The sequence below is a fragment of the Streptomyces sp. NPDC005955 genome (assembly GCF_042871255.1).
In the GTDB taxonomy this organism is placed as follows: Bacteria; Actinomycetota; Actinomycetes; order Streptomycetales; family Streptomycetaceae; genus Streptomyces.
Window position 1 is genome coordinate 689,960 of sequence record NZ_JBIAIF010000003.1, and the last position, 13,017, is coordinate 702,976.

The 13,017-nt window shown below is 75.1% G+C and carries 10 protein-coding genes; 5 read left to right on the forward strand and 5 right to left on the reverse strand.

Translation table 11 applies throughout. The features are described 5' to 3' along the window. Positions 1-14: 14 nt before the first annotated feature. Complete coding sequence (locus tag ACFYOU_RS11535) at positions 15-2,609, reverse strand: MXAN_6230/SCO0854 family RING domain-containing protein (protein WP_391304902.1); 2,595 nt, start codon at positions 2,607-2,609, stop codon at positions 15-17. Between the two features lie 341 nt (positions 2,610-2,950). Between ACFYOU_RS11535 and ACFYOU_RS11540 the strand changes: the two genes are divergently transcribed. From ACFYOU_RS11540 to ACFYOU_RS11560, 5 genes are all read left to right on the forward strand, one after another. Beyond that, complete coding sequence (locus ACFYOU_RS11540; RefSeq protein WP_391304904.1) at positions 2,951-3,295, forward strand: hypothetical protein; 345 nt, start codon at positions 2,951-2,953, stop codon at positions 3,293-3,295. An 80-nt stretch (positions 3,296-3,375) separates the two neighbouring features. Continuing rightward, positions 3,376-3,702: an antibiotic biosynthesis monooxygenase gene (locus ACFYOU_RS11545; protein WP_391304906.1), complete on the forward strand. Its 327-nt coding sequence runs from the start codon at positions 3,376-3,378 to the stop codon at positions 3,700-3,702. Between the two features lie 62 nt (positions 3,703-3,764). Next, a complete protein-coding gene (locus tag ACFYOU_RS11550) occupies positions 3,765-4,499 on the forward strand; it encodes a VIT1/CCC1 transporter family protein (RefSeq protein ID WP_391304908.1) in 735 nt (244 codons plus the stop codon). A 204-nt stretch (positions 4,500-4,703) separates the two neighbouring features. Further along, positions 4,704-5,426, forward strand: a complete 723-nt coding sequence (locus ACFYOU_RS11555; protein ID WP_391304910.1) for a lysoplasmalogenase family protein — start codon at positions 4,704-4,706, stop codon at positions 5,424-5,426. Positions 5,427-5,477: 51 nt separating this feature from the next. Continuing rightward, positions 5,478-6,521 (forward strand): zinc-binding dehydrogenase, encoded by a 1,044-nt coding sequence (locus ACFYOU_RS11560; protein ID WP_391304912.1) that lies wholly within the window; start codon positions 5,478-5,480, stop codon positions 6,519-6,521. A gap of 16 nt (positions 6,522-6,537) precedes the next feature. Here ACFYOU_RS11560 and ACFYOU_RS11565 read toward each other — a convergent pair whose 3' ends face one another. The 4 genes from ACFYOU_RS11565 to ACFYOU_RS11580 form a co-directional block, all read right to left on the reverse strand. Continuing rightward, the gene (locus ACFYOU_RS11565; protein ID WP_391304914.1) at positions 6,538-7,590 is read right to left on the reverse strand and encodes a CopD family protein; all 1,053 of its coding nucleotides are present in this window, start codon (positions 7,588-7,590) and stop codon (positions 6,538-6,540) included. Between the two features lie 77 nt (positions 7,591-7,667). Beyond that, on the reverse strand, positions 7,668-9,164 hold the full coding sequence (locus ACFYOU_RS11570; protein WP_391304916.1) for a CoA transferase: 1,497 nt from the start codon (positions 9,162-9,164) through the stop codon (positions 7,668-7,670). A gap of 78 nt (positions 9,165-9,242) precedes the next feature. Then, positions 9,243-10,781 (reverse strand): S8 family serine peptidase, encoded by a 1,539-nt coding sequence (locus ACFYOU_RS11575; RefSeq protein WP_391304918.1) that lies wholly within the window; start codon positions 10,779-10,781, stop codon positions 9,243-9,245. Between the two features lie 359 nt (positions 10,782-11,140). Further along, positions 11,141-12,715 carry a S8 family serine peptidase gene (locus ACFYOU_RS11580; protein WP_389761140.1) on the reverse strand — a complete coding sequence of 525 codons (1,575 nt, stop codon included), beginning with the start codon at positions 12,713-12,715 and terminating at the stop codon, positions 11,141-11,143. Positions 12,716-13,017 lie beyond the last annotated feature (302 nt).

The following is a 13,017-nucleotide window of genomic DNA, read 5'->3' on the forward strand; positions in this document are numbered from 1 at the left end:
GTTCCGACCCCGGGTCAACCCAGTGCGGCCACCAGGTCCTGGGCCGCGAGCAGGTCGAGACCGCACCCGTCGACGGGCCCCGGGAGCAGCCGGTACACCTCCCCGCTGACCTCGTCGGGCGCGACGTCCCCCTCCACCAGGGCGAGCAGGACCCGCTTGCCCCGGGCCGCCTCGGCGGCCAGCGCGTCCACCGCGCCCGGGCGGCGTTCCTCGGGCGGGCCGCCGTCGCGGACCCGGGCCGCGAACCGGGCACGCCCTTCCCCGTCCGCCCTCCGGTACACCCACAGTTCGTCCGGCTCTTCGGGCCCCGGCGCCCGGCGGACCACGGCGACCTCCTCGGCGCGGGCGGCACCGTGCCACACCGCCAGGTCCCACAGCGTGGTGCGGCCGGCCCCGAGGTGCGCATGGAGGTCACGCCCCACCCGGCCCAACTGGAAGCGGTGGCGGGCGACGCGGTGGTACCCCTCGGACGCCGGCACCTGCACGTCCGTCCACACGCTCACCCGCCGCTCCAGGTCCACCAGCATCGGCAGCTGGACCCGACCGGGACCGGCCAGGTCGAAGCGCTGGCGCACCGCCCCCGGATCGAATCGCGCATCGCGGCCCTCGTACGGCAGGGCCATGAACCCGGCGAACCCGTCCGCCAACGCGTCGAAGGGGGTGTTGTCGAAGCTGAACACGACCGGGACGAGGTAGCGCCCCCCCGTCCGGGCGAGGGCCGCCGGGTCCAGGTCCACGTACTCGGTGGCGCCGAGCGGCGCGGGCGCGGAGGTCAGGTCACCGGAGTGCACGGCCGCGCCCTCGCCGAACCTCAGTTCCGTGTAGTCGCACAGACCGGTGAACGCCCAGTCCGCGTCGTACAGCGCCACCGACAGGTCCAGGTCGACGGGTTGCTGCCCGCGCTGCCGCCAGTGCAGGAACAGCCGGACGATCGGGCCCTGCGGCAGCGGGCGCACACTGCCGCGCGGGAGGGACACCAGGCTCTTCGACGCGGTGTGTTCGGCCGTCGGCACGGGGAGGTCCGCGAGGGAGGCGTCCAGTACGGCGAGGTCCACGCCCGGTGCCTGCGACAGCCTGCGCAGCACCTCGTCCTCCAACAGCGCGCCCACCCGGGCGGTGAGCTCCGCCGGCAGCGGCTCCCTGGTGTCGGGGACCGTGAAGGCGTGCGTCGCCCGGCCCCGGGGCAGGAACACCCGCCGTCCGCCGGGCCGGTGCCGCACCCGCAGCCGTCCGTACGCGGCGAGCAGCGGTCCCGCGCCCGCCCGGGGCAGCGCCTCGCGCAGCAGGTCGGCCGTCGCCGCGGACAGGTCCGGGTCGCCCGACAAGCGCAGCAGGTGGTCGAGCCGCCGCAGCAACTCGCCGGGCCGCCGGGCGAGCAGGGCGAACGCCTCCCCGGTGTCCCGCGCGGCGAGCACCCGTTCCACGTGCGCCCGGAACCGCACGGGCCGCAGTCGCCGCCCGTGGCGCCGCACCGCGTCCGGGTGCGCGTCCGCCGTGGCGCGCAGCGCACGGCCGAGCGCATCGTCCCGGAGCGGGGTGCCGCGCACGACGGCGAACGCCAGGGCCGCTCGCGGGTGCCGCCGGTGCCCTTCGAAGGGGTGCAGCACCTGCCCCGCGGCCTTCCACAGACCCGGGTGCCGGGCCATGTCCTCGACCGCCGAGGACACCGCAAGACCGTCCAGGGCCGTCAACAGGTCGCGGCGCAGCGGACGGGGCAGGGACCGCAGCGGATGCCCGCCGACCAGGTCGCCCCCGCCGTCCGACCACACCCGCAGCAGCCGCAGCACGTCGGTGGCGGTGGTCAGCCGTTCGGCGAGCAGCGGGCGCACTGCCTCGCGGGTGGCGGGCTCGCGCAGCAGGGTGCCGAGGACCAGGGCCTTCGTCTCCCGGACGGGGACGTCGAGGGGCAGCCACCGCGAGGGGCACGGTGCGTGCGCGAGCAGCACCGTCAGGTCGTCCCGGTCCTGCGGTGACAACGGGGTGCGGCGGGCCAGCAACCGGGCCAGCGCCCGCCCGCTGTCGGCGGCCCGGTCACCGCCCAGTACCAGCGGGCTCAGCGGCCCGACGGGAACGGTGAACCGCCGGGGGTCCGGGGGAGCGGTGGGCAGCAGGAAGGGGTCGTCCGGGTCGATGCGGCGGTTGCACAACGGGCAGCCCGTGTAGTCGGCGCCGTCCCAGCAGGACCGGCACACCAGATGGGCGCACGGCGACACCGGGTGCACCGAGCCGTTCCGCGCGCACCGCACGCACGGCTGCCCGGGGTGCTGGAGGAGCAGCGCGAACACCCGCTGCACGTACAGCTCGTGGGTGTCGTCCGGCGGGGACAGCGGGAAGCGACGGAACAGCGGGAAGTGCGGACGGTCGGCGCCCACCAGCGAGTCGAGCTGCTTGACCAGCGTGTTGAGCGCCATCCGCTGCCGGAGTCGGCCGAGCCCCGCCAGCGCGTCGCGCAGCGGTTTGCTGAGGGTGTGGCCCCGTTCCAGCAACAGCGATTCGCCGGCCACGATCGTCGACGAGTCGGCCACCGGCTCGTGGCCCGGCGCGGGCGCGGGTGCGTCGAGGTAGACGGTGCGCATCCGGCGGAGCAGCACGAGAGCGAGTTCGGTCATCTGGGCCCCCCGGGACGTGATGAGCGGGGGCGGAGAGCGGGCGCACTACGGAACCCATGCAGAGGATGAGAAGGAAGCACGCCGCGGAGCCGCCCCCGCGAGAGTGGAGTGTATGCGGCGCCGCGCACGCTCCGCCACGGGATTGCCGCCCGCTCCCGGGCGGACGGGCACCCGTGGGCGAGGCCCCGCACCGGGTCGCCCGGGGGATCGCGAGGGCCCGCGGGCCGGGGCTGCACGAGTGGCAAGGGGGACGGCCGCGGCACACACTGGAAGGGACGGGACCGGCCCTGTGACGGCCCCACGTCCCCGACCGACCGCACCTACCCCACCTGGTGAGCACCATGAGCACCCCGGAAGACCAAGACTCCCTGCTGCGCTGCGAGTTGACGACCGATGACTTCACGGCCGTGGCCACCCTGCACAGCGGTGGCAGACGCCGGGTCACTGTTACCGGGCACCTCTCCTGCCCGAGCACCGGCTTCGCGCTGAGCCTCGCGAAGGGCGATCCGGGGATCAACCCGCAGCCGAACGAGCTGGTGCTCCAGATCGTCGAGAAGGAGCCGGACGACCCGGTGAATCCCGTCATCACCGAGACGGAAGCGTCCGGCTACTTCGAGGTCACACCGGAGGTGGACACCGTCGTCATCCGGAACCTCGACCTCAGGGTGCCGGTCAAGGACGCCTAGCGCGCAGCCGGGCGCTGGTCGCACCCGTCGTGGAGGGGCCCCTGCGTCGCCCCCGGACCGGGGCACGGCAGGATGGACGCATGAGTATCGTGAAGATCAACGTCCTGACCGTCCCGGCTGAACAGCGCGAGGTGCTGGAGCAGCGGTTCGCGTCCCGCGCGGGATCGGTGGAGGGCTCCGACGGCTTCGAGTGGTTCGAGCTGCTGCGCCCGGTCGAGGGCACCGACCAGTACCTGGTGTACACCCGCTGGCGCAGCGAGGAGGACTTCCAGAAGTGGATGGACGGGCCCATGCAGGCGGCCCACCGGGGCGGCGCCGCCACGGGTGAGCGGCCCAAGCCCGCCGCCTCCGGTTCGACGGTGTGGTCCTTCGAGGTCGTCCAGCAGGCCGCGCCCAAGCAGGGCTGACGTCCCCGGGCGTCCCGGAGCGGCGTCCCCGTGCCGTCGCCCGGGGGTGAGACGCTCCAGCGGTGAGCGAACCGACACCCCCGGGCGGTCAGCCGCCCCCGCACGACGAGGCCCACGGCGGTGCGCTCGGCGGGCGCCTCAACTGGTTGCGGGCGGCGGTCCTGGGCGCCAACGACGGCGTGGTGTCGACGGCGGGCCTGGTGGTCGGCGTCGCGGGCGCCACCGGTGACCGGTCGGCCCTGTTCACGGCGGGCCTCGCGGGACTGCTCGCGGGCTCGATGTCGATGGCCGCCGGCGAGTACGTGTCGGTGTCCACCCAGCGGGACTCCGAGCAGGCGGCGCTCGCCCAGGAGCGTCGGGAGCTGCGGGACGAGCCGGAGGCCGAACTCGCAGAGCTGACGGGCCTGTTGACCGACCGCGGCATGAGCGCCGCCGTCGCCAGGGAAGCGGCCGAACAGCTCACCGCACGCGACGCGTTGCGCGCCCACGCACGGGTGGAGCTGGGCATCGACCCGGACCAGCTGACCAATCCCTGGCACGCGGCCTGGGCGAGTTTCCTGGCGTTCACCGCCGGGGCCCTGCTGCCGCTGCTCGCGATGGTGCTGCCGCCCGCGGACTGGCGCCTCGCGGTGACCGTCCTGTCGGTGCTGGCGGCGCTCGTCGCCACCGGGTGGACCAGTGCCCGCCTCGGCGCCGCCGATCCGCGGCGCGCGGTGCTGCGCAACGTGGTCGGCGGCGCGCTCGCGATGGGCGTGACCTACGCGGTGGGCTCCCTGCTCGGCGCGGCGGGCGTCTGACCCGGCCCGCCCCGCCCCAGCGTGACTCGGCACCGTCCTGACAAGGGGCGAAGTGCACAGAAGTGACGACCTACTCAACGGTAATACTTGTGGGTAATCACGTCTGGTGGTGGCCCGGAACGCCCCCTACGGTGCATCCATGCCCCCTCTCACGGATGCCGCCCGACCCCCCACGGCACCCGTCCCGTCCCCCGGAGACCCCGAGTGATCCCGCCCCTCCTCCCCGCCGCGCCGACCACCCGGCACGCCACCCTGCTCCGCGGACTGCTCGCCGCCTACGCCGTGGCCGCCACCGCCGACCTCGTGGCCCTGCTCGCCGGCTCCTCCGCCGGCCACACCGCCGTCAAACCCGTGCTGCTGCTCCTGCTCGCCGCCCACGCCGCCCTCAGCGGCGGCCCGCGCCTGCTCACCGCGGCGCTGCTGTGCGGCTGGGGCGGTGACGTCCTGCTGCTCGTCGACCACGACCTGGCGTTCCTCGCCGGCATGGGCTCCTTCGCCGTCGGCCACTTCTGCTACCTGGCGCTCTTCGCCCGCTACGGCCGCCCGGGCCGTGACCCCCGGACCCGGAACGGGCGCGCCGTCCTCGGTGCCGCGTACGCCCTCGCGCTGGTCGGCACCGTCACCGTGCTGTGGCCGGACCTCCCGGCCGGGCTGCGCGTCCCGGTGGCGCTCTACAGCGTGCTCCTGACCGTGATGGCGTTCCGCGCCGGGCTCCTGGGGCCGGTCACCGGGCTCGGGGGCGCGCTCTTCCTGCTGTCCGACACCCTCATCGCCACCGGCATCGCCGACTGGCCCCAGCTGCCGCGCCCCGACTTCTGGGTCATGCTCACCTACCTCACCGCCCAGTTCCTGTTGGCCACCGGCGTCCTCGCCGCCGCCACCGCGCACCGCGGCGGCGACCCGGCGTACCGTGAGGAACGGATCTGAACGGCGGTTCCCGGACCCGGTCCGGGGGCCCGCACGGCACAGGACTCGCCCATGCGCGCCACCACCATCCACGGCATCCGTGACATCCGGGTGGACGACGTGCCCGCGCCCCGCGTCCAGTACGCCACCGACGCCGTGGTCCGCGTCGTGCGGGCGTGCGTGTGCGGCAGCGACCTGTGGGCCTACCGGGGTGCCGCCCGGCGCCGGCCGGGGCAGCGCATGGGGCACGAGTTCCTGGGCCTCGTCGAGGACGTCGGTGCCGAAGTGACCCGGGTGCGCCCCGGGGACCTGGTGGTGGCGCCGTTCCTGTGGTCCGACGGCGTGTGCGCGTACTGCCGGGACGGCCTCACCTCCTCCTGCGTGCACGGGGGTGCCTGGGGCGGCCCCGGGTACGACGGGGGACAGGGCGAGGCGGTGCGCGTCCCGTACGCCGAGGGCACCCTCGTCACCCTGCCCGCGGACGCGCTCGGCGACGACCGGCTGTTGGCCGCGCTCGTCACCCTGTCCGACGTCCTCGGCACCGGCCACCACGCGGCCCTCGGCGCGGGCGTGCGCCCCGGTGTGACGGTCGCCGTCGTCGGGGACGGTGCGGTCGGCCTGTGCGCGGTGCTGGCCGCCCGCCGGCTCGGGGCGGAACGGATCATCGCCCTGGGACGACACGGTCGACGCACCGCGTTGGCGGGCCACTTCGGTGCCACCGACGTCGTCGCCGAGCGGGGGGAGGCCGCGGTCGAGGCGGTCCGGGAGCTCACCGGCGGCGAGGGCGCCCCCGCGGTGGTCGAGGCGGTCGGTACCGAACAGTCGATGCGCACCGCCCTCGGCATCGCCCGGGACGGCGGGGCGGTCGGCTTCGTCGGCGTGCCGCACGGCAGCGCCTCCGGGGTGGACCTCGGGATCATGTTCGCCCGGAACATCGCCCTGCGCGGGGGTGTCGCCCCGGTCCGCGCACATCTGCCGGACCTGCTGCCCGACGTCCTCGACGGCACCCTCGACCCCTCACCGGTGTTCGACCTGACGGTCGGTCTGGAACAGATCGCCGACGGCTACCGGGCGATGGACGAGCGCACCGCCCTCAAGGTCCTCGTCACCCCGTGAACCCGCGCCGCGTGCCTCACCACCACAGCGCACCCCAGCGGATCGGCACCGGCAGGGCCGTCAGCAGCGCCGACACCGCCACCACCAGGCCCAGTACGGCGACCTCGACGCGCGCGGGTGCGAACGCGGCCAGCGGATCGGCCGGTCGGGCCCGTCTACGGCGCGGCCGGGTCGCCCGGAGCAACCGGCGCCGGGCGACCAGTGCCAGCACCGTGACCACCACCATGAGCAGTGCCTTGGCCAGCAGCACCCGCCCGTAGGCGGTGGTCCGCAGCTGTTCGAAGAGGGTGTCCGGCGGCATCCGGCGCACCGTGCTGACCAGCCCCGTGGCCGTCACCGCAGCGAGCAGGACCACGGCCACCCGCGCGTACAGCGCCAACAGCGCGGTTCCCGCACGGGGGTCGGACGCCCGCCATCGCCAGCCGACCCGCACCGCGTACACCAGACCGCCCACCCACAGGGACGCGCTCGTCAGGTGCACCAGGGTCAGCCCCGCCCCGACCAGCGGCCGCAACTCGGTCACCGGGTGCGCCCGCAGGGCCTCGGCGACCACGACCGCGACGAGCGGCAGCGCCCGCAGTGCGGTCCTGCGCGACCGGGACAGCAACCCCGCGACGAGGAACGCGTTCACCTCCACCAGGGCCAGCGCCCCGTCCCGGGTCTGGTAGAGCCCTCCGACGTCCATGTCCGACAGCCGGCCGGGCACCAGGTTCCCGGTGGCCACGATCGAGGCGAGGCCCAGTGCGGCCACCGTCCCGGCGAACGCCGCGTACCCCGACCACGAGGGCGGTGGACCCCCGTCCGGCACCTCGGGCACCCGGCGCGCCAGCAGCCCGCCGAAGAGTTCCCCGCACTGGATCGCCAGTGCCGCGAACAGGACCGTCCGCAACAGGCCGATGCCGGCGGTTCCGGGTGCCGGGTCCTCCCCGGTGCCGTCGAGGGCCAACGACGGTCCCAACAGCGGGATCAGACCGGCGAGCAGCAGCAGGAGGAGCACGGTGACCGTCCGGGCGAGGGGGGCGCGCCACGCCGGCCGGGGGGCGGCGGACAGGGGCGAGGGCCGGGCCACCGCCGCATCGTCCGCCCCGGGTATCGGGGGTAGGGAGTCCACACCGAATCTTCACCACCGGGGACGGACGGGGCAAGTCAGGCGGGATCGCCCCGCCAGCGGGCCGGGTCCGTTCCCCACGGGCCGGGCGGGGTCGCCCAGTCGGTGGGGCCGCCCGCGAAGCGCACGGGCGGCAGCGCGTACCGCAGTCGCCCGTGCGGCCCGTCCCGTTCGGTCAGCCACCGGTCCGTGCCGCCCGGCGTCTGCGGTCGGTACGGCGCGCCGACCGTACGGGACGGACCCGGGTCCGTCGTGGCCACGGCACCGGCACCGGCCACGGCATCGGCACCGGTGTCGATGCCGGTGAGCCAGGCAGCGGTGCGGGCCAGGCACACCCCGACGGACCGTCCGGCGCCGTCCCGCTGGCGCAGGGTCAGGGCGCGGAGCACCCCGGCCGCCAGCAGGTGGCCGCTGCCGTGGTCGAGTGCCTGGGCCGGCAGCGCGCCGGGCCGTTCGGGTGACCCCGTGGTGACCGCGATGCCGCAGGCGGCCTGCACCAGGCTGTCGAAGCCCCGCCGTCGCGCCCACGGCCCGCTCGGACCCCAGGCCGACAACCGGGCCACCACCAGCCCGGGCCGTCGGGCGGCGAGGGCGGCGGGGTCGACTCCGAAGCGGTCGAGACAGCCGGGCCGGTACCCCGTCACGACGACGTCGGCCCGTTCCACCAGGGCGTCGAAGGTCCGGCGCCCGGAAGGGGAGGCGAGGTCCAGGGCCGTGGACCGCTTCCCGAACCCCGTGTCCACGTACTGGTCGGGCAGTTCCGGCAGCTCCGGGGAGTCGATGCGCAGCACGTCCGCGCCGAGCAGGGCCAGGGTGCGGGTGGCGACGGGCCCGGCGATCACCCGGGTGAGGTCCAGGACCCGCACCCCGGCGGCGGGCAGCAGTGGCACACCGTCCGGCGGGGGCAGCGGGCGCGACCCGTCCGGCCGCCCGGGGAGCACCGCCCGCTCCACCAGGGGCAGTCCGGCCACCGCGGCGCCCTGCGGGTGCGCGGCCCACGCGGCGGGCGTGCGCAGGGCCACGGCCAGACCTCCGGCCGCGTACACGGTCTCCTCCGCGCCGGGGGCGCTGCTCCGGGCCAGCACCTGCGCGACCCGCTCCACGGCGTCCTCGTCGGCGGTGTCGGCGGGCAGTCCCAGCGCGGTCAGCAGCCGCGTCCGGTGGTGGGGGTAGTTGGCGTGGGTGCGCAGCCAGCCGTCGGCCGTCCGCCACCACCGGGACAGCGGGGCGAACGCCACCGGCGCCCGACCGCCGACCCGTAGGTGCCGTTCGCTGACGAACGAGGTGGCCACCGCCCCGTCGTCCACCTCCACGGCGGGCACCGGGCCGGGCGCGCCCCGCTCCGCGGCGAGTTCGGCCGCCGCCAGCGAGGCGGCCCCGACACAGGCGCGGGCGAGTTCCCGTACCGGCAGCGGCGAGGGCAGGGCGCCGGCCCGGACCACGGTGCCGACCCGGGACGGCAGCGCGGGGTCGCCGCCCAGCGCGGTCCAGGCGGACCGGAGGTCCGGGGCGGTCGGAAGGGCTTCGTGGGTCATGGACGCGAAGGTAGGGCACCCGTGGCGCGATCGGGGACCGGGGGCGCGCCGGCCGCGGCCGGCGCGCCCGTGCTGCGCCTACTTGCTGACGGCGTCCAGGGCGTCCGCGACGCCCGCTCCGTAGAAGCCGTTGCGGTTCTTGCCGCCCTCGCAGACGGCGTCGATCTTCCCGTCGCCGTTGATGTCGTACGGGTCGGTGCACGCGGTGGCGTCGGCGCCGCGGTACAGCAGGGCCTTGACCTGGGCGGGGGTGGCGCGCGGGTGCGTGGACTTGATGAGCGCGGCGACACCGGCCGCGTGCGGGGAGGCCATCGAGGTGCCGGCCATGTATCCCCAGCCGCCGCCGGGCAGGGTGCCGAGGATCAGACCGCTGGTGGCGGGGGCCTGCGGCGGCTGGTACCGCGTCGCGTCCCCGCCGGGAGCGGCGATGTCGACGACGCCCTTGCCGTAGTTGGAGAACGACGACTTGACGCCCTTGGCGCCGGTCGACGCGGTGGTCACGATCCCGGGGAGCTGGGTCGGGATGTCGAGACACTCGGAGGGGTCCACGACCCGGGTGCCGGGGGTGCTGTCGTTGGGGCTCGACGGGTCGGTCAGCTCGTCGGCGGCGAGGTCGAAGTTCTCGTTGCCCGCCGCCGCGATGTTCACGGCGCCCTTGCGCTCCGCGTGGCGGGCGGCCCGGGAGACGGCTTCGATCAGCGCCTTCTGGTCGGGGTCGTCGGCGCAGTTGAAGTACCAGGGGTCGGTGTAGTAGCTGTTGTTGGTGATGTCCACGTCGTTCTCGGCGGCCCACATGAAGCCGCACACGACGGCCTCGGTGTAGAAGAAGCCGGCCGGGGTGGACACCTTGATGCCGGAGACCTTCACGCCGGGGGCCACTCCGGTCATGCCCGTGCCGTTCTTGGCCGCGGCTATCTCCCCGGCGACGTGCGTGCCGTGGGCGCTCTCGCCGGGGCCGGGGCGCCAGGCGCCGTCCCGGGTGTCGGGGGCACCGGACACGCAGTTGACGGACGCCGCGCGGTCGAAGTTCGGGGCGATGTCCGGGTGGGTGTCGTCGACGCCCGTGTCGATGACGGCGACGGTGACGTCCTTGCTGCCGAGGGTCCGCTCGTGGGCCCGGTCGGCCTTGATCGCGGGCAGGCTCCACTGGAGGGGCTGCAACGGGTCCTGGGACGCGCCCGCCGTCTCGGTGGCCGCCGCGACCTCCGCGTCGGACAGTTCCTCGGGCGCCTCCAGGACGCCGGTGGCCTGCGCGGGCAGCGGCGCGGTGCGGGTGGCGCCCGCGGACTGCACGCCGCGCACCGTGCGCAGCACCTTCGCGAACTCCGGGTCGGCGGAGTGGGCGACGATCACGCCTATCTTCCGGTAGGTGGCGACGACGGTGCCGCCGGCCTTGCGGATGGCCCGCTCGACGGAGTCGGCGGCGTGCTGGTGGCTCAGGTTGACGACGTAGCTGAGGTTCGTCCCCACGGGCGCGGCGCTCAGGGCCGACGGCGTGCTCTCCGTGTCGGCGGCGGTGGCCGGGGTGGCGTGCGGCAGGAACGCCAGGGTGGAGACGAGGGCCATGCCGAGCGGGACGGTGGCGACGCGTCGGGTGCGGGGGAGGGGCGTGCTCATGTGATCTCCGGTTCGTCTGACCGGCGCGGGTGGCGCGCCGGGCGGGAGTAACGATCTGGGGGGAGCCGGGGTGGAGCCGTGGGCGGCGCGGGGTGACGCGCGGTACGGCGACATGTGCGGTACGAGGACGAGCGGTGCGGCGACGCGCCGGTCGGTCGTCGCCGCGGGGGAGCGTCACGCGGGAAGGGGGCGCCGGGCGGGGCGGCCCGACGGGCGCTGGAGGGGGGCGGAGGGGCGCGAGGGGCGGATGCGGGGGGCGGGCTCGCCGTCCCCCGTGCACCCGCTCGCGCCCCCGCACCCGGGCGTGGGACCGGGCCCACCCGGTCCCTCGTCACCGTGGGCCGGGTGGGTCCGACCGGTCAGTCGACGGCGGCGAGGGCGTTGACCACGCCGTAGCCGTAGAAGCCGTTCGCGTGCTTGTTGCCCTCGCACACCGAGTCCACGACGCCGTCACCGTCCGGGTCGTAGGGCTCGGCCGGGCAGCCCGGGTTGTCGGCCTGCGCCTTGAGCAGGGCCTGGAGCACCGCGGGGGAGGCCCACGGGTGCTCGGACTTCAGCAGCGCGGCGACACCGGCCGCGTGCGGGGCGGCCATCGAGGTGCCCTGGAGGAAGCCGTACTCGCCACCGGGCATGGTGGAGAGGATGCGTCCGTTCTTCGAGGGGGTGTCGGGGATCTGGTAGCGGCGGTCGCCACCCGGCGCCGCGACGTCCACGACGCCCTTGCCGTACGAGGAGTAGTACGACTTGAAGCCCTTCGAACCCGTGGCGCTCACCGTCACCACGCCCGGGAGCTGGGTGGGCAGGTCGAAGCACTCGCTGGGGTCGATGGTCCGCGGGACCGGGACCGAGTCGTCGGGGCTGGAGTCGTCCAGGATCTCGTCGGCGGCGAGGTCGTGGTTGGAGTTGCCCGCGGAGGCGAGGTGCAGGGTGCCCTTGCGCTGGGCGTACAGCTGGGCCCGGTTGACCGCGTGCACGATGGCCCGCTGGTCCGGGTCGGCCATGCAGTTGTACAGCCACGGGTCCACGTAGTAGCTGTTGTTGGTGATCTCGACGCCGTGGTCGGCGGCGAACACGAAGGCGCACACCACGCTCTCCGGGTAGAACAACTCGCTGACCGGGTCGGCGACCTTGATGCCCGCGACCTTCACCCCGGGCGCCACGCCCGCCACGCCGATGCCGTTGCGGGCCGCGGCGATCTCACCGGCGACGTGCGTGCCGTGGTAGTGCTCCGGCTTCTCGGGTCGCCAGGCGCCCGGCGAGGTGTCGGGCTTGCCGCCCACGCAGTTCGCCGACTGGGCGGCCGAGAAGTTCGGCGCCAGGTCCGGGTGGGTGTCGTCGACGCCCGTGTCGATGACGGCGACGGTCACCTTGGAACTGCCCGGGTTGATCTTCGCGGCCTTGTCCGCGCCGATCACCCGCAGGTCCCACTGTTCCGCCTCCAGCGGCTCCGTGTCGGGCACGGACTCCCGGCCCGCCGCGGTCGACGGGGTGGCGGCGGCGGTCGCGGCCTTCGACAGGTACTGCGGGGGACCCTCCTGCGTGGTCCCGGCGGCGCGCAGCGGCGCGGTGCGGGTCGCGCCCGCGGACTGCACGCCGCGCACCGTGCGCAGCGTCTTCGCGAAGTCCGGGTTGGCGGAGTGGGCGACGATCACGCCGATCTTGTCGTACGCGATGACCACCTCACCGCCGGCCCGGGCGATCGCCTTGCGCACCGCGGCGACCGTTCCCCGGTCGACCTCGGTGTTGACCACGTACGCCAGCTTCGGACCGTCGGCGGGCGCGGCGGTGCCCGAAGCCGGGGCGGTCGCGGCGGCGGGGGACGAGCCGCCCGACGTGGCGGTCGCGGTGCCCGGCAGGAAGCCGAGCGACGCGGTCAGCGCCAGACCGAGCGGCACCGCCAGGAGGGACCGGCGTCTGGAGCGCAGCGGGACCATGGGATCTCCACATCATCCGGAAACGGGGCAGCCCGACCACGAGGATGGTGAGTGATCGGGCAGGTACATGACGTATGGCTCAGGGCGAAGTTATCCCTAGGCGTCCCCGGCCTTCAATGATTTCCGTAAGAAATGCCGAACGCGCCGTTCTATGCGCGTCCAGTTGCGGGGAGCTCCTCCGGCGCCGTCGCCGGTCAGGCCCCGTTTCCGGTCGGCCGGCTGAATCCCCGTTCAGTCCCCGGCGAGCCGCTTCCTCCCCCCGCGCCGTGCCGTTGGACAGACGGCCAGGCCGTCAAGCCCCC